The organism is Gammaproteobacteria bacterium, from assembly GCA_022340215.1.
GTDB lineage: Bacteria > Pseudomonadota > Gammaproteobacteria > JAJDOJ01 > JAJDOJ01 > JAJDOJ01.
The window spans coordinates 1-21,037 of the sequence record JAJDOJ010000201.1 but is presented as its reverse complement, the minus strand read 5'-3'; the positions used below and the strand labels follow the sequence as shown (position 1 = coordinate 21,037).

Sequence of the window (21,037 nt, the reverse complement as noted above, 5' to 3'; positions counted from 1 at the left end):
ATGCGCCTGTTGTCGCGTCTTGATGACGAACGATCCCGGCGCGGCGCTGTCCCTGCTTTGCTTGGGCACCGGTCTTGGGCTTCCTGCCCAAGCCGTTCACTGCTTCGCAGCTCACCCGGCGCGATCTGGTATGTCATTTTTCGGCAATCGCCTAAACGGTTCAATCAAAGGAGAAATCATGTCGATGCTAATTGGTGATAATCGGGTCGTGAGCATGCACTATAAACTCACTGGCGACGATGGCGCGGTGCTGGATAGCTCGGAGGGGTCAGATCCGCTGTCCTATCTGCATGGCGCGGGAAACATCATATCGGGACTGGAAAACGCGCTGGCGGGAAAAGTCGTGGGAGATTCGCTCAAGGTCAAGGTTGAACCCGCCGAGGGTTACGGTGAGTTCAATGCGGACCTGGTGCAGACCGTCCCGAGGCAGGCCTTTCAGGGGGTGGAGTCGATCGAGTCCGGGATGGCATTTCAGGCGCAGGCGCCGGATGGTTCCGTGCAGCAGGTTTTGGTGAAACATGTCGAAGGTGACGAAGTCACGATCGATGCAAACCATCCGCTGGCCGGCGTCGTGCTGCGTTTCGACGTTGAGATTGTGAGTGTGCGGGAGGCAACGGAGGAAGAGGTGGCCCACGGCCACGTCCATTAGGCGGCAGTTCCAAGAATGTGGTGATCCGGGCTGCAGCACCTTCGCCCCGGCGTATCCTGGAATCCGCGCTGGTGGAGGATCGATGGCGATTATAAGCTTCACGCCCAACCTGCTACGGCATGTCGAAATACCGTCCGTGCGGATCGCAGGCTCGACGGTGCGAAGGGTTCTGGAGGGGTATTTCCGGGAATACCCGCGCGTGCGCGGTTACGTCCTGGACGATCAGGGCGCCGTACGCAGGCATGTGGCGATCTTCTTGAATGGTGAGTTGATCCGCGACCGCGCCGGGTTGTCCGATGCGGTCGGCGGGAACGACGAGATCTTCGTGGCACAGGCCCTTTCCGGAGGCTGACATGAGCGACCGATTGCTGGTAGGGACCCGCAAGGGACTGTTTCGGATCGAGCGGTCCGGCGACGGCCGTTGGGAGATTGCCCGGACCTGGTTTGCTGGAGATCCGGTCTCGATGCTTCTGCCGGAGCCGGATGACCGGCGGATTCATGCCGCCCTCGATCTGGGGCACTTCGGCGTCAAGATGCAGCGGTCCGAAGATGCCGGCGAGACCTGGTCCGAGGTCTCGACGCCGGCCTTTCCCCCCAAACCCGAGGGCCTGGAGGACAAGGATCCCATGCGGGGACTCGACCTGCCCTGGAGTACGCAGATGATCTGGTCCCTGGAGGCGGGCGCCCGCAACGAGCTGTGGTGTGGCGTCATCCCGGGTGGATTGTTTCGCTCCGATGATGGTGGAGACAACTGGACACTGATGAGGTCATTGTGGGATGACCCCCGCCGCAGGAAATGGGTCGGTGGCGGCTTCGACTTCGCCGGGATTCATTCGATCCTCGTCGATCCGCGTGATTCTGCGCACGTGACGGTCGGTGTATCCGTCGGTGGTGTCTGGATGACACGGGATTCAGGGGGGAACTGGGAGCTGATCGGTAAGGGCCTGAGAAACGCCTACATGCCGCCGGAGATGGCGGATGACCCACTGCCGCAGGATCCTCACCGGATCGTGCAGTGCCCGGCCCACCCCGACCGCCTGTGGATGCAGCATCACAACGGGATCTTTCGAAGCGACGATGGCGGAGAGAACTGGCGTGAGCTCGGCGATGTTCCGCCCTCGAGCTTCGGTTTTGCCGTCGCCGTGCATCCGAGCGACCCGGACATCGCCTGGTTCGTACCGGCAAAAAAGGACGAGCAGCGCATCCCTGTGGATGCCAGGCTGGTGGTGACGCGCACCCGGGACGGCGGAGAGCACTTCGACGTCCTGACAAACGGGTTGCCGGACGAGCCTGCCTGGGACCTGGTGTATCGCCACGCCCTGGACGTCTCGGGCGACGGGAACCGGCTCGCGTTCGGAAGCACCACCGGGTCGCTGTGGGTCAGCGAGGACCAGGGGGATTCCTGGCAGGTGGTCAGCGAACACCTGCCGCCGGTGGCCTGCGTCCGGTTCGAGGCGTGACCGCTTCCAGGAGCGCCGGGCAGATCCGTGAAGCGAACCGGGGCGGGTTCGTAAATTCGTAAAGTAGAACTGGCAGGCGGACAAGCCCGTCAGGGAACCGATCACTCACTCCCTGGAGAAGCCGTCATGGTGTGTCGTGTCTGCGGATCGCTTCCGCCTCAGGGGTCTTCATGCTTACTTGGACCACAACCGGCGGTTGTTGTCTAGGGAATCTTGTGCTTCGCAAAGGGTCGATTTTCCGTCGGCTTGCGGATAGAATTCGCTCCCGCCCGATACACCCGGGGTCAGGATCGACGGCGCCTGTCGAGCAGGCGAGCAGGAACAACCAACAGGAGTACGATACATGATAAAGATCATCGCATTGGTCGGCAGCGGCCTGATCGCTGCTTCCAGCGCGGCATTTGCGGGCGGCGATGCCGCTGCCGGAAAGGCCAAGTCTGCAATCTGTGCAGGTTGCCACGGCGCCAACGGCGTCTCCGCCACCCCGATGTACCCGAACCTCGCAGGTCAGAAGGAGCAGTATCTGGCCACGGCTATCGGCGAGTACAAGAGCGGCGCCCGCAGTAATGCCACGATGAAGGGCATGGCCGCCGGGCTGACCGATGCCGATATTGCCAACCTCGCGGCCTACTTCGCGAGCCTGAGCTGCAAGTAGGGTTTCCGGGTCGTCGATACGACGGCCGGGAACGAAACCAGAAGGCCCGTATTGCGGGCCTTTTTGTTGGGTTCAGAGAAACCTTCCGCCCGCTCCCAACGCAAGCACGACAATCCCTATCAGCAGATTGACGCCTACGATCCAGCGAATCTGTGCGAGTTCCCGCCCGCCCGACGGCCAGTCCTGTGTCTCGACCGCGCGCCGCAACCTGCGGTAGGGGGCGAAGTAAGCATGGAAGTAAATGAACATCATCACGATGCCGAGTCCCAGCATCATGTGCACATAGGGCGGGGCCTGCCATCCTCCGAACCAGCTGAACATCATCCAGAAACCCGTAACGAGCAGGACCACCACCGCTCCCCAGACCCAGGGAAAGAAGCGGGAAAACGTGCCGGACCACAGCCGCAGTCGCATGGGTGGTTCCAAGATCGTCGCTGCGGCCGGCCGCAGCGCCATGTAGGCGAAGAACATGCCGCCAACCCAGACGACCGCGGAGAGGACGTGTAGTAACTGGGCGATAAATCGCAGAAGATGTTCTGTGGTCATGGGGGCTCCTTGCAGGGTCCCGGGGGAGATATTTACTGGGCGCTCCATTCTGGGGGATCCTGTTCCCGTTCACAACGCCGGGGATCCTAGCCGTAGGTGGACGTGGTGACCTAAGGGCTGCAAACAGGCCAACGATACGGTAAAGTCTCGGCTCTTTATGGTTTGCGGGCAAGAGGTTTTTCGTCATGGCTCAACCGGATTTCATCGCTCCGTCGATTCTCTCGGCCGACTTCGCTCGACTGGGCGACGAGGTCGACAAGGTACTCGCCGCGGGAGCGGACATCGTTCATTTCGACGTGATGGACAACCATTACGTCCCCAACCTGACCATCGGACCGCTGGTGTGCGAGGCCCTGCGCAAGCACGGTGTCGCCGCGCCGATCGACGTCCACCTGATGGTCAAGCCAGTGGACCGGATCATCCCGGACTTCGCCAAGGCCGGGGCCAGCTACATTACCTTTCACCCGGAGGCGAGCGAGCACGTCGACCGCAGCCTTCAGCTCGTCCGCGAAAGCGGTTGCAAGTCCGGACTGGTCTTCAACCCGGCCACGCCGCTGGAATATCTCGACTACGTGATGGACAAGATCGACATGATCCTGTTGATGTCGGTGAATCCCGGGTTCGGTGGGCAGAAGTTCATCCCGGCCACACTCGACAAGCTGCGCGAGGCCAGAGAGCGCATCGACAAGAGCGGATACGATATCCGCCTCGAGGTCGACGGCGGTGTCAAGGCCGACAACATCCGGGAGATCAAGGCGGCTGGCGCGGACACCTTCGTGGCGGGATCGGCGATCTTCGGTGCGGCCAGCGACAGCGACCCGAACCGCTACGATGGCGTCATTGCGTCGATGCGTGAGGAACTGGCTGCGGCGTAGCCTGAGGTGGGTGCGGTGCTGAAGGAACCGAAACTCGTCCTGATCGACGTCGACGGTACACTCGTTGACAGTGTCCCCGACCTGGCCTACTGCATCGACGCGCTGATGGACCGGCTCGGCCTGCCGGTTCGGGGAGAGGCCGCCGTTCGCAATTGGGTGGGCAACGGCGTCGAACGTCTGGTTAAGCGGGCGCTGGTCAACGACCTGGACGCCGAGCCGGACACGGCACTCTACGAGCAGGCCCTGCCGGTCTTTCTGGAACTCTATGCCGACAACACCTCCAAGCGCAGCCAGCTGTATCCCGGTGTTCGTGAGGGCCTCGATTTTCTTTCACAGGGGCCGTATCGGGTCGGCAGCGTGACCAACAAGGCCGCGCGGTTCACCGAGCCGCTACTGGAGCATCTCGGTATCGTCGACCGGTTCGAGATCGTTATCAGCGGTGACACCTTGCCCCGAAAGAAGCCCGATCCCCTGCCGCTCCTGCACGCCGCGAAGACGCTTGGCGTGGCGCCTGAGGACTCCCTGATGATCGGGGACTCCCAGAGCGACGTCAAAGCGGCACGCGCCGCCGGATTCCAGATCGTATGCATGAGTTACGGGTACAACCACGGCGAGGACATCCGGAACTATGATCCCGATGCGGTCGTCGACTCTATGGCCGAGTTGCCGTCACTCTTCGGTTCGTCCTCCCTTGTCCGTGAACAGGACCCCTCCGGGCATGTCTGACGCAGTGCTGCGTGTCCGCGCGACCGCCCCGCAAGGGTGCCTGGCGTGACACCGGAGCAACTGCACGAATTCGCCGAGGAGGGCTATACCTACGTACCGCTGGTCCGCGAGGTCCTGGCTGACCTCGAGACACCGCTCAGCGCCTACCTCAAGCTCGCCGAAGGGCCGTACTCTTACCTGTTCGAATCGGTGCACGGCGGGGAGAAATGGGGCCGCTACTCGATCATCGGCCTGCCCACACATGTGGTGATCAAGGTCAGCGGGCGAAACATCACCATCGAGCGAGACGGTGTCGTCGAGGAGGAATTCACAGAGGACGATCCGCTCGCGTGGATCGATTCGATCGCCCAACGGTACCGTGTGCCGGAGCAGGCGGTCCTGTCGCGTTTTTCCGGCGGCCTCGTCGGCTACTTCGGTTACGAGACGGTGCGATACATCGAGTCTCGTCTCGCCGGGCCGGAAAAGTCCGATCCCCTGGGTACGCCCGACATCCTGCTGATGGTGTCTGAGGAAGTCGTCGTCTTCGACAACGTCGCCGGCAGCCTGTATCTCGTCGTCCACGTCGATCCGCATGATCCCGAGGCGCTGCGGCGCGGAGATGCGCGACTCGACGAATTGGAGCGCAGGTTGCGGGATCGGACCCCGTCGTATTCGACCGGGTCGGATTCGAGGACCGTGCGGGAAGAGGATTTCGTCTCGGGATTCACGGAGGAGGGTTTCAAGGCGGCGGTGCGCAAGGCGCGCGAGTACATCATCGACGGCGACATCATGCAGGTGGTGCTTTCGCAGCGGTTGTCGGTGCCCTTCGGGGCGAGGCCGATCGACCTCTACCGCGCCTTGCGGCACATGAATCCCTCGCCGTACATGTATCTCCTGGACCTCGGAGATTTCCAGGTCGTCGGTTCTTCTCCCGAGATTCTCGTCAGGCTCGAGGACGGCGAGGTCACGGTACGGCCGATCGCGGGCACGCGTCCCCGCGGCAAGACCGAGGCGCGGGACAACGAACTGGAAGACGAGCTGCTTTCGGACCCCAAGGAACTCGCCGAGCACCTGATGCTCATCGACCTCGGAAGAAACGATGCTGGACGGGTCAGCGAGACCGGTACGGTGCGCGTCACGGAGAAGATGGTCGTCGAACGCTATTCTCACGTAATGCATATCGTCTCCAATGTCGTCGGCGAACTGCGCAAGGGACTGACCGCCATGGACGTACTGCGGGCGACCTTTCCTGCGGGTACCGTCTCGGGGGCGCCGAAGATCCGAGCGATGGAGATCATCGACGAGCTGGAACCGGTCAAGCGCGGGGTGTATTCAGGGGCCGTCGGATACCTGTCCTGGAACGGGAACCTCGACACCGCGATTGCGATCCGCACCGCGGTGATCAAGGACAGCACGCTCCACATCCAGGCCGGGGCGGGCATCGTCTACGACTCGGTGCCGGAGAACGAGTGGGACGAGACCATGAACAAGGCGCGCGCCGTGGTGCGCGCCGTCTCGCGCGCCGAAACCGGACTCGATCGCGGGGGTGAGCCGTCGTGATCCTGATGATCGACAACTACGACTCCTTCACCTACAACCTGGTGCAGTATCTGGGAGAACTCGGCGTCGAGGTGACGGTCGCGCGCAACGACCGGATTACCGTCAAGGAGATCGAGGCGCTCGCGCCGGAGCGCATCGTGATCTCGCCCGGGCCCTGTACGCCGAACGAGGCCGGCGTTTCGCTGGAGGTCGTGCGACGGTTCGGGGCGGAGCGGCCGATTCTGGGTGTGTGTCTCGGGCACCAGACCATCGGTCAGGCCTATGGGGGGCGTATCGTCCACGCGGGGGAGATCATGCATGGCAAGACCTCCATGATTCACCACGACGGGACCGATATCTTTTCGCAGTTCCGGATGCCATTCGAGGCGACGCGCTATCACTCCCTCGTGATCGACAAGAAATACCTCCCCGACAGTCTCGAGGTGACCGCCTGGATCGTTGACGAGCGTGGGCAGCGAGACGCGATCATGGGGGTGAAGCACCGCGATCACCCGGTTTACGGCGTACAGTTTCATCCCGAGTCGATTCTCACCGAGCACGGTCACGACCTGTTGCGGAATTTTCTGCGGATTCCCGCCGGGTAGAGACCCCGGCCGCCACACGCCGATTGCCCCGGCGAGGGCGCGGATACCTCGAGGATGGGAACGGACAATGGATCTCCAGCAAGCCATCACGGCGGTCGTCGAGAAACGTGACCTGAGCTCCGCTGAAATGACCTCGGTCATGAACACGATCATGCACGGCGAGGCCACGCCGGCCCAGATCGGCGGGTTTCTCGTCGGACTTCGCATGAAGGGCGAGACCGTGGACGAGATCGCCGCCGCGGTCGCGGTCATGCGGGCGTTGGCGACGAAGGTTCCCGTGGACGCGGAGCATCTGGTCGATACCTGCGGGACGGGCGGCGACGCCTCGGGTACCTTCAACATCTCCACGGCGAGCGCCTTCGTGGTTGCCGCGGCCGGCGGCAGGGTCGCCAAGCACGGCAACCGTTCTGTTTCCAGCCGGTCCGGGAGCGCCGACGTACTCGAGGCGGCAGGGGTGAACCTGGACCTCACGGCAGAGCAGGTGGCCGACTGTATCGAGACCGTGGGCGTGGGTTTTCTGTTTGCCCCCAGGCACCATGGGGCGATGCGTCATGCCATCGGTCCACGGCGGGAAATGGGTGTTCGCACCCTCTTCAACCTGCTGGGTCCACTCACCAATCCGGCCGGTGCGCCGAATCAGGTGCTCGGCGTGTTCGCCGAAGCGTGGCTGGAGCCGCTCGCCGAGGTTCTGTCGCGGCTCGGCAGCCGGCACGTGCTGGTAGTCCACGCCGAGGACGGGCTGGATGAGATCAGTATCGGGTCCGTTACGCAGGTCGCCGAACTGCAGGACGGTGAGGTGCGTCGTTTCGCAGTGAGTCCCGAAGACTTCTCCCTGACTCGGGCACCCCTCGATACCATCAAGGTGGCCTCCGCCGAGGAGAGCCTCGCCATGCTGAATGAAGCGCTGGCCGGCAAGGAGGGGCCCGCCCGGGATGTGGTCGCGTTGAACGCGGGGGCCGCGCTCTATGCTGCGGGTCTGGAGGATTCCCTCGCCCGGGGGGTCGAACGCGCCGTCGAGGTGCTCTCTGCCGGTGTGGCTCGGGAGACACTCGCCCGCCTGGTGGAAAAGACGCATTCATTTGCCGGGGAAACCCGCTGAACCTGTAAGCCCCGCGGCGAGTTAGGCGATTGCCGGAAAATGGCATACCTGATTGCGCCGGATTTTCGTTCGTCATCAAGGCGCGACATCAGGCGCATAGTCGAACTATGTAACGGCTGTCGCAACACAGAGGACGGACGAAAAGACCAGCAGGATGGTATGTCATTTGACAGAAATCGCCTTAGGGGACGACCTGCGCTGCGCGGCATCGTCCAGTCGCTCGGGAGATGAACGATGAGATGAACGATACCCCGGATATTCTTCGAAGGATCCTCGCACGCAAGGCAGAGGAGATCGCCGAGCGCACCCGGGACCTGCCGCTGGACGAGTTGCGGTCCCGTATCGAGAGTGCGCCCGTGGTGCGGCCGTTTCGGGCGACGCTGGAACGGCGTATTGCCGCCGGAGATACCGGTGTCATCGCCGAGATCAAGAAGGCCTCGCCGAGCAAGGGCGTGCTGCGCGAGTCATTCGATCCCGTGGCCATCGCCAGGCGCTATGAGGCGGGGGGGGCTGCCTGCCTCTCGGTGCTCACGGACAGAGACTTCTTTCAGGGCGGGGAAGACTATCTGGTCGCGGCGCGCGAGGCTTGTGGCCTTCCGGTGCTTCGCAAGGACTTTACCATCGATCCATACCAGGTCTACGAGGCCCGGGCTATCGGTGCGGACGCGGTACTGCTGATCGTCGCGGCGCTCGACGACACGACGCTTCGCGAGCTGTATCAACTCGCCCGCGAGCTGGATATGGACGCCCTGGTCGAGGTGCATGGCGACGAGGAACTGGACCGGGCGCTCGCGCTGGGTGCGGATCTGGTGGGCATCAATAATCGCGACCTGCGTACCTTCAAGACGCGTCTGAAAACGACGCTCGACCTCATGGAGCGTTTTCCGCGGGACTGCAGGCTGGTGACCGAAAGCGGGATTCACACCCGCGAAGAGGTCGAACGCCTCAAAGATAAAGGGGTTAAGGCCTACCTCGTGGGAGAGGCCTTCATGAGGGCGCCCGATCCCGGCGCGGCACTGCGCGACCTGTTCGGCTCCGGATAAGGGAGAATTCCGGTTACGCTGGGATCAGCGCGTCCCGAAGATGACGATCGTCTTTCCCTTGGCGTGAATCAGACCCTGGTCTTCCAGGACCTTCAATACCCTGCCCGCCATCTCCCGTGAGCAACCGACGATCTTGGCGATCTCCTGCCGGGTGATGCGGATCTGCATGCCGTCGGGGTGGGTCATCGCGTCCGGCTGTTTGGCGAGCTCCAGCAACTCGTGCGCGATGCGCCCGGCCACGTCCAGAAACGCCAGATTGATCACCTTGCGGCTGGTGCGCCGCAGACGCGAGGCAATCTGACCCGACAGCAGATACAGAATCTCGGGGTCCCGCTGTGTCAGCTCGCGGAACTTCGTATAGGTCATCTCCGCGATCTCGCTGCTGTCCCGCGCGATCACCATGGCACTGCGCTGATCGGCGTTGAACAGCCCCATCTCCCCGAAGAAGTCGCCCTTGTTGAGGTAGTCCAACACCAATTCGTGGCCTTCCTCATCCTCGATCAGCACTCGCACCGAACCCTGGGTGATATAGTAAAGCGTGTCCGGTGTGTCACCCTCGTGGATGATCGTGCTGCGGTTTTGATACTTCTTCTTGTGCGCGAACTCTAGGAACCGTTCGAGCGCGGGATTGGGTGCGGGTTTCTGAAAGACCAGGTTGGACATGAGGCGTATCCGTCCTCTCGGGGTTTTATTCTTAAGGTCCGCAAGGAGTTTAGGCGAGACCACGAACGTTGTCGAACCGCCCCGTTGCATTTGCACGGCGCGGCACCGGTATCCCGATGAATTGCGGACGCAAACACTCAATTAACCGGCGGTGACGGGAGAACGATGGAAGCAAGGGTGAAATGGCTGGACCACATGACGTTCGTCGGCGAGACCGGCAGCGGTCACGCCGTGGTCATGGATGGCTCACCCGATCTGGGTGGCCGCAACCTGGCCGCGCGGCCCATGGAACTTCTGCTGCTGGGACTTGGCGGATGTACGGCGTTCGATGTGGTATCGATACTCAAGAAGTCGCGCCAGAATGTCAGTGATTGCGAGGTCAGGCTGAACGCCGAACGCGCGACCACGACGCCTGCCGTATTCACGCGCATCCATCTGCACTATATGGTTTCCGGTGCGGGACTCTCGTCGTCACACGTCGAGCGTGCGGTGAAGCTGTCTTCGGAAAAGTACTGCTCCGCGACGGTCATGCTCGGCAAGACGGCGACCATCACCCATGATTTCGAGATCCTCGAGTCCTGACCGAGCTCTACGGCACCCGATGTCCGGTCTTCAGCGCGCCATCCTTCAAACCCAGTAGGCGGTTCCCGTCATGACACGGGAGGCGAGACGCATCAGTCCCCTGACCGGAGAGGGCAGGTGGGCGGCGCCGGCGAGGCTTGCCTTGTAGGCGTGGCGCGCCTCGTCCACACGCATCTGTTCGAGGATTGCACGGCTGCGCAGATCCTGCTCCGACAGGCGGTTCATGTGGCCGTCGATGTGCTCGACGACCTGATTCTCCGTTTCGCGAACGAACCCCAGGCTCCATTTGTCACCCAGCAGTCCCGCCGTGGCCCCGATCGCATAGGAACCAAGGTACCAGAAGGGTCCCAGGTAGCTCTTGTGGCCATCCAGTTCCTGGATTCTCTGTTCGCACCAGGCGAGATGATCGTTCTCCTCCTCCGAGGAATGCTGCATCTGCTGCTTCACCTGTGGATCGCGCGCAGTCAGCGCCTGGCCCTGATACAGCCCCTGCGCGGCGATCTCCCCGGCGTGATTGATGCGCATCAGCCGTCCGGCCAGGTCCCGGTCGATGGCCGGCAGGTCGTCGGCATCCGGGATGTCTTTGGCGGGGTTGTCCCTTTCGGTGATCCTGGGCGGTGCGTGTACGGTCTGCAGCGCCTGGTCCATCCCGATCAGGAAGCGATCGAATAGGGTGTACTCACGCATGGGGGGGCTCCAAAGATTCCGGTTAGTTATCCACAGTCTAGCGAATTTTTCGAGAAACGCCCAACCGGGCGATCGGGAGACGGGGATCAATACAGACCCGCGTGTCTTGCCAGCAGGTTGACCGGGTGGAGTATCTCGATATTCAGGCCGTTCGCGGAGACGGCCCCCTGCAGATGCATCCGGCAGCCGACGTTAGAGGTGACGACGACCCCGGCCCCGCTGGCTCGGATCAGCGCCAGTTTGTCCCTGACGAGATCGTCGGACATCCGGGGGTGAGTGAGCATGTAGCTCCCCGCCGCGCCGCAACAAAGGCGATTATCCGGCAGTTCGACGAGTTCGATCCCCGGGATACGCGACAGCAGTTCCATCACTTCCCGTACGCCACCCAGAACATGTGTCTGACTGCAGGGTGTGTGAATCGCTACGCGCCGTTGCAGTGGGTCGAGCCGCAGCGAGTCTGGCCACGGTTGACGGGCCAGGAACACGGAAATATCGGCATGGCGCCGCGAAAACGCCGCTCCGCGGGTGCCGCACAGTCGCGGCGCCGCTTCGTGAAGCTGAACGCCGCAGCCCGTCGACGTCGAGACAATGGCATCGGTCGTTCCCTCGTCAAAGGCGCGAATGTTTCCTTCCATACTGGCGGTGGCCCGCTGCCGGTCGCCCGCGTGAAGGTGAAGTGCACCGCAACAGGTCTGTCCTCGGGGACGCCGAACCCGGAAACCCAGTCCGGTCAGCATCGCCTTCGCGGCCTGCAGTGTATCGGTATCCGTGATCCGCGCCATGCAGCCCAGAAACAGCGCCACCGTAGGGGCGTCCGGCGCCGGGGGGACGGTTCGGGCGGCGCGTTTGCGGGCGGTTGCCGGTGTCAGCATGCGCTCGAGACGGGCGATGCGCTTCGAAAGCCTAAGCAGACCGGATGCACGCAGCGCTCGCTGAAGGCCAAGGTTGCGGTAGAGCGTCACAAGGGCGGACGTCAGGGCGAGCGCGATGCGGTTCGTTGCCAGGTTGCGACCGATGTGGCCAAAGAAACGGGACGTATAGGGGCGCGTGTCGATGAGGATCGCCCGGGCGTCGTCCATGAGGGCTCCAAAGGGTACTCGGGCAGGGCAGACGGCCTCGCAGGCGCGGCACGAGAGGCAATTGTCGAGATGGAAAGTCAACCGGTCGGTGATGGGCAGACTGTCGTTACCGAGCGCCCGGATCAACGAGATCCGCCCGCGGGGCGACTCGGATTCGTCGCGCGTCTTGCGGTATGTGGGGCAGTGGGGAAGACAGAGCCCGCACATCACGCAGCGATTCGCGGATTCCAGATCCGGCCGGTCGGACCGGCGGTCTGGGGTTACCACGACCTGTCTGAAAAACAAGGGAAATCGCCGCTCCATCGTTGGTCGGTGGCGGGAATCCGTAGGCGCGAGGCTATAATGTGGCGCATGTCGTTTTCACTTGACCGATCTGTCCATGACCTTGCCATTCTACAAACGCCACATGTTTTTCTGCATCAACGAGCGCGAGGACGGCGTCTGCTGCGGGGATCACGACGCCCTGGAGATCCGAGGCTACGCCAAGCAGCGAACCAAGGAGCTCGGTATCGCGGGCCAGGGCGGTGTGCGCGTGAATACCGCCGGATGCCTGGATCGGTGCAGCGAGGGGCCGGTGATCGTTATCTACCCCGAGGGGATCTGGTACACCTACGAGACCCGCGAAGACGTCGATGAGATCATCGATGAACACCTGGTCAATGGACGGTTCGTGGAACGGCTGAGGATCTGAAGCCCGATTCGGGAACGGATCGCATGACACGTTTCGCAGAGTCTGGGGGTTGACATCGGGGGCTTAGTATTAGAAAATGGCTATATTCTGAATAACGGTGAATGCCGTTAGTCAGCTACCTCCTCCATCCTCCCTTGGTGGTAGTATTAGCGCGGCCTCCCCGGCCGCGCTCTTTTTTTCTACCACCAGCACCTCGATCAACACAGCTCTGTCAAGGGCTAAGGCGATTGCCGGAAAATGGCATACCAGATCGCGCCGGGTGAGCTGCGAAGCAGTAAACGGCTTGGGCGGGAAGCCCAAGACCGGTGCCCAAGCAAAGCAGGGACAGCGCCGCGCCGGGATCGTTCGTCATCCAGGCGCGACAACCGGCGCATAGTCGAACTATGCAACGGTTGTCGCAACACAGAGGACGGACGATAAAGACAAGCAGGATGGTATATCATTTGACAGAAATCGCCTAAGGGTTGTCTCATCATGACGCATCTTGTACTATCTCGCGCCTTCCGCTCGACGGGACAGTGGTGTGTTTGTCCATGCCCTGCGGATAGCCAGTGTGCCAGGAAACGGAGTGACCCAAAATGAAAACGATCAGCGCCAAACCCTCCGGTGTCAGCCGCGACTGGTACGTCGTGGATGCGACGGGGAAGACGCTGGGGCGCCTGGCCAGCGAGGTAGCAAGGCGTCTACGCGGCAAGCACAAACCAGTGTATACGCCCCATGTCGATACCGGTGATTACGTGATCGTGGTTAATGCCCGGAAGGTCCGGGTCACCGGGGCGAAGGTGTTCGACAAGATGTACTATCGGCACACCGGTTATATCGGCAACTTGAAGCGGATGAGCCTGGGGAAGATGATAGAGACCACCCCCGAGCGCGTGATCCAGACCGCGGTCAAGGGAATGATGCCGAAGAATCCCCTTGGCAGGGCAATGTTCAAGAAACTGAAGGTCTACGGGGGGCCGGACCACCGGCACGAGGCTCAACAGCCACAACCCCTGGAAATCTAGCGTCAAGCGAATCAAGGTAAATCGAAGCAACCATGGCGACGAGCAGATATTACGGAACAGGAAGGCGGAAGAGTTCGACGGCCAGGGTGTTTATCGCCCCGGGTGGCGGTGAATTCAGGATCAACGACCGGACCATGAACGATTACTTCGGTCGCGAGACCTCACGGATGATCGTGCGCCAGCCACTCGACGTGGTCGAGATGCAGGACCAGTTCGATATCAACGTCACCGTCAAGGGTGGTGGGGCGAACGGACAGGCCGGCGCGATACGCCACGGTCTGGCCCGGGCGCTGTTGAGATACAATGAGGAACTTCGTTCCCCCTTGCGCAGGGCCGGTTTCCTGACCCGCGACGCGCGCGAGGTTGAGCGGAAAAAGGTTGGGCTGCGCAAGGCCAGAAAGGCGACCCAGTACTCCAAGCGCTAGTACCAGAAGCCGTGCTGCCGCGATTGGGGCCTGCCGGATAGGTGTGGATCGGGTGAGTGCGCTTCTACGTTTCCCTGTATCGTGCTATAAACACCTTGCACACCGGCCCGCTTTTGGGGGATCGTATAGTGGTAATACTACGGACTCTGACTCCGTCAACCCAGGTTCGAATCCTGGTCCCCCAGCCAACCTAAGGCCGACAGGCTCCTAGATAACGCCAAGACTGACCACAAGTCGGTGCTGCATTCGTGGTGTATTGCGGTACAGGATGTTCAGCAATGGGAATACGGCAGCGAGGCTCGCGCTGGCGCGTACCGTTACGACTTGACGGACGCCCAAAGTCTACAAGACTTTCGACACTCGCGGGCAGGCCGAGGCAGCCGACACCTACCTCTGCGAGACCGGCAACCCTGAAAAGTGCGACAGGCGATCCCATCTCGATTAGTGGCGCCGCGAGCTTTGCGCCCCACAGGTCATCGAGTTCGGCACCGGACCACTGGTTCCACTCACGAATCGGCTATTGCAGCCCATGTATCGGAAGATCACGTCGCCAAGGCGGTCATGTCGCGGGACATCCAGGGGGACGCAATGGCGGTGATTCCAGGCAACGCCTGGCTCCTCTGCTGGGACCGACCAGTCACGAGAGCCGATCTGATCGATACTCGCGACATGAAAGAGCCTGAGAAGAACCACCACTTCATCACTCACGAACCCAAGTTCTGTCGTTGCCGCGTCTGCCACGAGCACTTCTACGGCGACACGATCGCTGAGGCGCGAATCGCCTGTGTGGAGCACGGGAAGGAGGCACACCCGGATTGGGGAACGAGTGCCTGCTACTGTCCTGACTGATACGACGGGAAGGTCTTGCGGGGCGGGTAGCTACCGCAAGTGCCGACGCTTGTAGGGTAAGGGTTTCCGACCTACCCAGCCAGTAGCCTAACCGAGTTTCCTACCGGTACAGCTGAGGCGAGAGACGAAAAGATCTGATCCTATCGCATCCGTTGATACCACCATATCGGGAACGCCTTCTAAATCCCGTTCGCGATAGCGCCTGGCTTTGACGCAAAACCTCCTCAGGTATGCAGCTCAAGCAAATCGCCATCCTCGACCTGGTGATCCCGGCCTACCTGCTGAACGCCGGTTCGTCCTTTATGCCATAGCCTTGCGTATTTCAAAGACCGAGACAAATCCTTGTGGACCAGTCTGGCGACATCGCCGACGGTGCCGCCACGGCGAACGGTGAAGGGTCGATCCTGATCCGGAGGACGTCCAGGCGCCTTTGTATAGACGCGAACGATCCCCAGTTCGAAGAACAACCAAGGGCCGATCGCATTCAATCCCTCGCCCGTCTCCGCGGAGACGGGCAGGTCCGGATACTCCACTGCGGTGAGCTCCCGAAATACTGAGAGCTCGTCGGCTAATCCTGCCACCAAGTCGATTTTGTTGATCAGCATCAGCGTCGGCAGCAGGACAGCAAAGGGGTCGTCGGACTGTTCAGGCTGCGTCCGACCCGTGTTGCCGGGCCAACTCGACGTCAGTTGGATCCGCCTTTGCCGCAAGTGCTCCACCACATCGCCGACCTGACCCACGCAAAGTGGGCTCGTCAGATCCAGCACCAGCAAACAGGCGTCCGCTCGCTCGAGCGCATTTCCTATCCAGGGAATCGGGTGCTCTGATGCGATGGGCGGCAGGTCCACGAGCTGGAAAAAGGCGTCCTCGAAGGGCAGCATCCCGGGTTGGGGATACTGAGTTGTAAAGGGATAGGGGCCGACCTGGGCATGGGAGCCTGTGAGCTTGACGTGCAACCCTGTCTTGCCACTGTTGGGCGGGCCGATCAGGGCGATCTGCGCCGCGCCTTCCGGAGGTGTGGAGAACACCGGGCCGCCGTGCGCAGCCCCTTTACTCGGACCTGCCAACTCCTCCGTTAGCTGCTTGATACGAGACTTGATGTCCGCCTGCAGGTGGTCGGTCCCCTTGTGCTTGGGGATTTTGCGCAACATCTCGCGCAACCCCTGCAAACGCTCCCGTGGTTCGCGAGCTTGTCCGAAGGCAGCCTCCGCAGCCTTGTACTCGGGACTCAGATTTGCAGGCATCTATTGTTAATGCCCTCGAAAGCCGCCATCAATGCAATCAGGCTCGTTAACGTATCGACTTCGCAATGCCGCGGTCCGTTCGGAACCGATCTGCCCAGTTGCGCCGGTGATGAGGACCTGTTTCATATCCGGACACGCGGTCGACGCCGTAAGGCTATCGTATCCGATGTGGGCGGGATCGCCGACGACCAGTGTATACAACGGTACTGCAGAGTACCCGGATGCCGGGAACGGACGCATGTGGCAACCGCATTCTCGCGCCTTTGTGCGGACAAACTGGAATGACAGACCTGTCGACAGCTTTCGGGCAGAGGAGGCCGTGACGATCGGTGAGGTCTGTAACCGGGAAGTCGTAATCACGACGCCCGGGGAATCAATCGGCGATGCGGCTCGGCTGATGCGCGAGTGCGAGGCGCAGCGTATTGAGGCCGACCGCGGCGCCCCGCTCCTGAAAAGCACGTAGGCCGCCACCCATCCGCCAGGAAAAGCCATTTTTAAACCTGTCCCCGCTGGAAGCGGCAAATGCATGGATCACAGGGTTGGTTTCGCTATTTTCAGGAAAACCGACGATGGCAAGGGCTACATCGACCTCTGCCATCTCTCTCATCTTGCGGGCAAGGGTCGTTGTGGTCTGTATATTCACCGAGCCGCCCCGGTCTCCCAGCAGACTCAGGAGCCTTTCCCGATCAGGGATAACACGGCTTTCCCGCAACCGGGACGATGGAATTCGGTGCAATCTCTGCGCCGCCAGCCCCCCGGAAAATGTCTCCAGAATAGCCAGCGTAAAGCGCGACTTGCGAAGCAGTGTGTCAATGACTCCTTCTATCGTCTCATCGTCAACCCCGAAGATCTTGCTCCCGAGGCGCGATCGAATCTCTTCTTCCACCGGTCCAATCAGCGCTTCCGCCTTCGTCTCGCCTTCCGCGTTGGCCGTGATGCGGATCTTGATCTCTCCTGGAGAAGCCAATAATCCCACTTCCGGATTCCTGCCCGCGCCCATTAAGTCGTTGATCAAACCGTCTACTCGGCTCTCACTAAGCCCCGCGACTTTCAAGACCCTGTACGTAACTTTCTGATCTGTGAGCTGAAATCTCTTGCGTATCCAGTCCGATACTTCCCGTTCCCAAAGATAGTTAAGCTCCCTAGGAACCCCAGGGAGGCAAACGATCGGTTTTCCGTTTGTTTGTGCAACAAAGCACGGCGCCGTTCCCACCGCGTTGAGAATGACTTCGCTATCCGCCGGCACACAGGCCTGTTTCCGGTTATTGTCAGGCATCTCGTAACCGGCACGCTCGAAGTAGTCCTGGATCAGGTCCATGAGATCCTGCCTAAACTCCAGATTCACGCCAACCACCCTTGCGACAGCCTCGCGAGTGAGATCATCCAGCGTCGGTCCAAGACCGCCAGTGGTGATGACCATGTCGCAACGCTCAATACCGCCCCGTATCACCTCAACGATTGCTGGCAGATCGTCTCCAACGGACGTGCGAAATCGCGTGCTGACACCAATTCGCCCGAGCTCTTGGGCAAGATAAGCCGTGTTGGTGTCCATGATCTGACCCAGCAGGAGTTCACTGCCTATGGTCACAATCTCGCAGCTTGGGATATTGAGTTTCGGATTCATTAGGCGATTTCTGTCAAATGACATACCATCCTGCTTGTCTTTATCGTCCGTCCTCTGTGTTGCGACAACCGTTACATGGTTCGACTATGCGTCTGTTGCCGCGTCTCGATGACGAACGATCCCGGCGCGGCGCTGTCCCTGCTTTGCTTGGGCACCGGTCTTGGGCTTCCCGCCCAAGCCGTTTACTGCTTCGCAGCTCACCCGGCGCAATCTGGTATGCCTTTTTCTGGCAATCGCCTAATTCCATGCCCCGTTCCAAATATCTGTAACCGTAAGGGACCGCGATCATGGGCCGAGTCTTCATCGTAGGCTGTGGACACGTGGGCCGTCTGATCGCCAGGCGAACCCTGGACCAGGAGCGACAGGTCCTGGCCCTCGTCCGGTCCGAAACTGCCGCCGGCGAACTGGAATCCCTCGGGATAACGGCTGTTCGTGGCGACCTGGACGACCCTAAGTCCCTGACCTCGCTATGCCGTGACGATGACCTCGTACACTATCTCGCGCCACCGCCCGGAAGCGGCGTGGTGGATTCCCGCATGGCAAACTTCCTAAACGCGCTCAGTGCGCGGCCACGCCGGATTGTCTATATCAGCACCAGCGGCGTCTACGGAGACTGCGGTGGTGCCTGGGTCGACGAGGACACGACGCCGAATCCACAAACCGATCGCGCAAGGCGCCGTCTCGACGCTGAGCTCCAGTTGCAGAGATGGGGCCAAAGAACACGTCTCGCGGCGATTATACTCCGGGTGGGAGGCATTTATGGGCCAGGCAGCCTGCCCGAGGCGCGTCTGCGTCGACGGGCACCAATACTGCTCGAAGGTCAGAGTGGGTACACGAACCGCATCCATGTAGAAGACCTTGTGAGTATCTGCCTGACTGCAGGCGAAAGCACCGGGGAGAGTCGGGTTTACAATGTCAGCGACGGCAATCCGGGCACCATGAGCGGGTATTTCAAGGCCGTGGCGCGACGCCTCGGTTTGCCTCAACCCCAGGAGATCCCCATGGAAGAAGCACGGGAGCGCCTTTCCCCGGCAATGATGTCTTACCTGCTGGAGTCTCGACGAATGGATACCCGGCGTATGCGTTCAGAGCTGGGCATACAGCTGCGCTATCCCGATCTTGATGCCGGTCTTCGCGAGGTGTGATCCTAGATCTCGCTGAAACGTTTCTTCGTTGGCTCGTTCAACATCGCTGAGCCCATGGCAGAATCCACAGCATCGGGGTTTCTGAGGCCGGCCTGGGCCTGAGCAGGTCACATTTGTATTCTGTATTTGTAGGGCTCGTTGTTGAAGTGTTCAGTCGTGGGCGGAGCCGATCGGTAACTTCAGACCCAACCCGGACGCATCGTGCAGGTGACGTTGATTACTGGTGCGGTATTCTCAGTGCCTGCCCGGGATAGATCTTGTCAGGGTCGCTCAGCATGGGCTGGTTAGCCTCGAAAATCACCATGTACTTGTTGGCGTCGCCGTAGTGCTCCTTGGCGATTTTGCTCAGGGTGTCCCCGGACTTCACCTCATAAAACACTGACTCGACCTCCCCCTTGGGCTGCGGAGTCGGCAGCGCCTCATCAGTCTGCGCCAGAACTACTCGTTCAGGGGCTTGATCCACGACGATTTGGCAGTCCACCTGCCCGATGCCGTGCTGGTTGCCTGCGCAGAGCACCATTTTCTCCATCGCCTCCACGCTGGGCGCCCGCCCGGTCATTGTGGCAACCTCGCCGTTTACCGTGACGGTCACTTCCTCGCCTTCGACATCCAACTGCGCTATAGAACGGGTGATACTTTCCTGACGCAACTGATCGATGCGCTCCTGGGAAACTTCCACCTGGTCACTGACTTCTGCTTTGTTGTCGCCAGCACCTTTCATGAAATCAAACAGCCCCATGGACCTCTCCTTAATCAATTGCCTAGTAAAACAGTGCCTGTAGGCGATGCTCGCCATCGTTATACCCGTCGCGGACAGGTTTTCACGAGAAAGTGTGTGTCATATTCGTTTCGTGGCAAGGCGCGATGACGCGGAATAGCCGCTCTATTGCAAGGAATCGCAACGCCGCTACGGGACGATGAGGGCGTGTGTGCCGGGGAAACCTGTCCGTGACGGGTATAGTATGTCATTTGACAGAAATCGCCTAAGTCATGTCGATGTCAGAGGACCAGGGAAAGTCGCTCGCGAATCGCGGAGTTCGACGATGGTCAAGGCACACGCCGTTATTGCCGTTCTGTCGATCGGCTTGCTTGGCCACAACCCGGCCTGGTCCGACACAGGGCTCGATCTTCCGCATGACATGGCCGACGCGGATTTCTCTGGTGTCAGTCTGGTCGGTGCGAACCCGACCGGCGCCGATCTGAGTGGTGCGAACCTGACCAATGCGAGTTTCTACAGCTCGAGACCGGCCGGCTGGGGCCGGTGCGATACCTCCGCCGGGTTCACCCAAGACTGTGCCAGCGCGGCCGGCGCCAAGCTCAGAGGACCCGATCTCGGCCCCGCGGTCTTCTTGTAAGGGTCTGGCGAAAAACCTCGGGAATTCAATCGGAAGCAAGCCAACTGCGGCGATTCTGCCGAGCAAGGGCGCGCGTTCTGTGGCCGATCGTGCCGCCCCCATGGGCGTGGGCGCCCGACGTCGAGGGCCGTTTGGCCGCCAGTGTCGGTGAGCTCGATGCGGTGGCGCCGGATTTCACCCCGGCCCTGGACGTAGCCAACGGCGGGCTGCTGTGTGCTCTGCCGGCCTTGCTGGCGGTGGGCCTGCTCGAAGGCGTGGAGCGCCATTTGCAGCTACCCAAGGGCCATTATGGTCTCGACAGCCTGTTGCTGCTACTGGCCTTCATGGCGCTGGCGCGCCTCGAATCGATCGAGTCGCTACGCGACAGCGCCCGGGCGAGTGGGGCAATCTGCTGGGCCTGGACCGGGTCCCCCAGCGCCTGTGTCTGCGCGCCACGACCGACTACTGGGTCAACGCCATGGACGGCCAACCCTTGTTCGTCGTCAACCAAGTGGTCGATCCGGGGCTGAT

The 21,037-nt window shown here is 61.3% G+C and carries 25 protein-coding genes and 1 tRNA gene; 19 read left to right on the top strand and 7 right to left on the bottom strand.

Translation table 11 applies throughout. From position 1 onward, the window contains the following. Window positions 1-184 precede the first annotated feature (184 nt). From LJE91_14055 to LJE91_14040, 4 genes are all read left to right on the top strand, one after another. Window positions 185-649 (top strand): peptidylprolyl isomerase, encoded by a 465-nt coding sequence (locus LJE91_14055; protein ID MCG6869802.1) that lies wholly within the window; start codon window positions 185-187, stop codon window positions 647-649. 82 nt (window positions 650-731) lie between these two features. Further along, window positions 732-1,001: a MoaD/ThiS family protein gene (locus tag LJE91_14050; GenBank protein MCG6869801.1), complete on the top strand. Its 270-nt coding sequence runs from the start codon at window positions 732-734 to the stop codon at window positions 999-1,001. Window position 1,002: 1 nt separating this feature from the next. Then, window positions 1,003-2,109 (top strand): exo-alpha-sialidase, encoded by a 1,107-nt coding sequence (locus LJE91_14045; GenBank protein ID MCG6869800.1) that lies wholly within the window; start codon window positions 1,003-1,005, stop codon window positions 2,107-2,109. A gap of 343 nt (window positions 2,110-2,452) precedes the next feature. Further along, a complete protein-coding gene (locus LJE91_14040; protein MCG6869799.1) occupies window positions 2,453-2,764 on the top strand; it encodes a cytochrome c in 312 nt (103 codons plus the stop codon). Window positions 2,765-2,836: 72 nt separating this feature from the next. On the opposite strand, the gene LJE91_14035 is transcribed toward LJE91_14040, so the two are convergent. After that, on the bottom strand, window positions 2,837-3,310 hold the full coding sequence (locus tag LJE91_14035; protein ID MCG6869798.1) for a CopD family protein: 474 nt from the start codon (window positions 3,308-3,310) through the stop codon (window positions 2,837-2,839). Window positions 3,311-3,495: 185 nt separating this feature from the next. Between LJE91_14035 and rpe the strand changes: the two genes are divergently transcribed. The 6 genes from rpe (at window position 3,496) to trpC (ending at window position 9,176) form a co-directional block, all read left to right on the top strand. Beyond that, the gene (gene rpe, locus LJE91_14030) at window positions 3,496-4,185 is read left to right on the top strand and encodes a ribulose-phosphate 3-epimerase (GenBank protein MCG6869797.1); all 690 of its coding nucleotides are present in this window, start codon (window positions 3,496-3,498) and stop codon (window positions 4,183-4,185) included. A gap of 15 nt (window positions 4,186-4,200) precedes the next feature. Continuing rightward, entirely contained in the window at window positions 4,201-4,911 is a 711-nt protein-coding gene (locus LJE91_14025) for a phosphoglycolate phosphatase (GenBank protein MCG6869796.1), read from the top strand. Window positions 4,912-4,956: 45 nt separating this feature from the next. After that, window positions 4,957-6,450: an anthranilate synthase component I gene (trpE, locus tag LJE91_14020; GenBank protein ID MCG6869795.1), complete on the top strand. Its 1,494-nt coding sequence runs from the start codon at window positions 4,957-4,959 to the stop codon at window positions 6,448-6,450. Window positions 6,451-6,455: 5 nt separating this feature from the next. Then, on the top strand, window positions 6,456-7,034 hold the full coding sequence (locus LJE91_14015) for an aminodeoxychorismate/anthranilate synthase component II (GenBank protein ID MCG6869794.1): 579 nt from the start codon (window positions 6,456-6,458) through the stop codon (window positions 7,032-7,034). Window positions 7,035-7,101: 67 nt separating this feature from the next. Next, window positions 7,102-8,133: an anthranilate phosphoribosyltransferase gene (trpD, locus tag LJE91_14010; GenBank protein MCG6869793.1), complete on the top strand. Its 1,032-nt coding sequence runs from the start codon at window positions 7,102-7,104 to the stop codon at window positions 8,131-8,133. A 239-nt stretch (window positions 8,134-8,372) separates the two neighbouring features. Continuing rightward, window positions 8,373-9,176 (top strand): indole-3-glycerol phosphate synthase TrpC, encoded by an 804-nt coding sequence (gene trpC / locus LJE91_14005; GenBank protein MCG6869792.1) that lies wholly within the window; start codon window positions 8,373-8,375, stop codon window positions 9,174-9,176. A gap of 24 nt (window positions 9,177-9,200) precedes the next feature. On the opposite strand, the gene crp is transcribed toward trpC, so the two are convergent. Further along, a complete protein-coding gene (gene crp / locus LJE91_14000; protein MCG6869791.1) occupies window positions 9,201-9,839 on the bottom strand; it encodes a cAMP-activated global transcriptional regulator CRP in 639 nt (212 codons plus the stop codon). Between the two features lie 165 nt (window positions 9,840-10,004). On the opposite strand from crp, the gene LJE91_13995 reads away from it, so the two are divergent. Next, window positions 10,005-10,421: an OsmC family protein gene (locus LJE91_13995; GenBank protein ID MCG6869790.1), complete on the top strand. Its 417-nt coding sequence runs from the start codon at window positions 10,005-10,007 to the stop codon at window positions 10,419-10,421. 45 nt (window positions 10,422-10,466) lie between these two features. Here the strand turns inward: LJE91_13995 and coq7 are convergent, their stop codons facing one another. Both coq7 and LJE91_13985 read right to left on the bottom strand, forming a co-directional pair. Continuing rightward, window positions 10,467-11,108, bottom strand: coding sequence for a 2-polyprenyl-3-methyl-6-methoxy-1,4-benzoquinone monooxygenase (coq7, locus tag LJE91_13990; GenBank protein MCG6869789.1), 642 nt, complete (start codon window positions 11,106-11,108; stop codon window positions 10,467-10,469). 86 nt (window positions 11,109-11,194) lie between these two features. Beyond that, window positions 11,195-12,454, bottom strand: a complete 1,260-nt coding sequence (locus LJE91_13985) for a (Fe-S)-binding protein (GenBank protein MCG6869788.1) — start codon at window positions 12,452-12,454, stop codon at window positions 11,195-11,197. Between the two features lie 118 nt (window positions 12,455-12,572). Between LJE91_13985 and LJE91_13980 the strand changes: the two genes are divergently transcribed. From LJE91_13980 to LJE91_13960, 5 genes are all read left to right on the top strand, one after another. Continuing rightward, window positions 12,573-12,878, top strand: a complete 306-nt coding sequence (locus LJE91_13980) for a (2Fe-2S) ferredoxin domain-containing protein (GenBank protein ID MCG6869787.1) — start codon at window positions 12,573-12,575, stop codon at window positions 12,876-12,878. A 578-nt stretch (window positions 12,879-13,456) separates the two neighbouring features. Beyond that, window positions 13,457-13,885, top strand: coding sequence for a 50S ribosomal protein L13 (gene rplM / locus LJE91_13975; GenBank protein MCG6869786.1), 429 nt, complete (start codon window positions 13,457-13,459; stop codon window positions 13,883-13,885). A gap of 32 nt (window positions 13,886-13,917) precedes the next feature. Beyond that, a complete protein-coding gene (rpsI, locus tag LJE91_13970) occupies window positions 13,918-14,310 on the top strand; it encodes a 30S ribosomal protein S9 (GenBank protein MCG6869785.1) in 393 nt (130 codons plus the stop codon). Between the two features lie 114 nt (window positions 14,311-14,424). Beyond that, window positions 14,425-14,498: transfer RNA gene (locus LJE91_13965), tRNA-Gln, on the top strand. A 400-nt stretch (window positions 14,499-14,898) separates the two neighbouring features. Continuing rightward, window positions 14,899-15,159: a hypothetical protein gene (locus tag LJE91_13960; GenBank protein MCG6869784.1), complete on the top strand. Its 261-nt coding sequence runs from the start codon at window positions 14,899-14,901 to the stop codon at window positions 15,157-15,159. Window positions 15,160-15,383: 224 nt separating this feature from the next. On the opposite strand, the gene LJE91_13955 is transcribed toward LJE91_13960, so the two are convergent. Both LJE91_13955 and LJE91_13950 read right to left on the bottom strand, forming a co-directional pair. Then, window positions 15,384-16,403, bottom strand: coding sequence for a TGS domain-containing protein (locus tag LJE91_13955; protein MCG6869783.1), 1,020 nt, complete (start codon window positions 16,401-16,403; stop codon window positions 15,384-15,386). A 373-nt stretch (window positions 16,404-16,776) separates the two neighbouring features. Next, complete coding sequence (locus LJE91_13950; GenBank protein MCG6869782.1) at window positions 16,777-18,027, bottom strand: CinA family nicotinamide mononucleotide deamidase-related protein; 1,251 nt, start codon at window positions 18,025-18,027, stop codon at window positions 16,777-16,779. A 287-nt stretch (window positions 18,028-18,314) separates the two neighbouring features. Between LJE91_13950 and LJE91_13945 the strand changes: the two genes are divergently transcribed. Beyond that, window positions 18,315-19,172, top strand: a complete 858-nt coding sequence (locus tag LJE91_13945; GenBank protein MCG6869781.1) for an SDR family oxidoreductase — start codon at window positions 18,315-18,317, stop codon at window positions 19,170-19,172. A gap of 217 nt (window positions 19,173-19,389) precedes the next feature. Here the strand turns inward: LJE91_13945 and lysM are convergent, their stop codons facing one another. Further along, entirely contained in the window at window positions 19,390-19,911 is a 522-nt protein-coding gene (lysM, locus tag LJE91_13940) for a peptidoglycan-binding protein LysM (protein ID MCG6869780.1), read from the bottom strand. A gap of 304 nt (window positions 19,912-20,215) precedes the next feature. On the opposite strand from lysM, the gene LJE91_13935 reads away from it, so the two are divergent. Then, on the top strand, window positions 20,216-20,527 hold the full coding sequence (locus LJE91_13935) for a pentapeptide repeat-containing protein (protein ID MCG6869779.1): 312 nt from the start codon (window positions 20,216-20,218) through the stop codon (window positions 20,525-20,527). Between the two features lie 131 nt (window positions 20,528-20,658). Further along, complete coding sequence (locus LJE91_13930; protein ID MCG6869778.1) at window positions 20,659-21,036, top strand: hypothetical protein; 378 nt, start codon at window positions 20,659-20,661, stop codon at window positions 21,034-21,036. Window position 21,037: the final 1 nt, after the last annotated feature.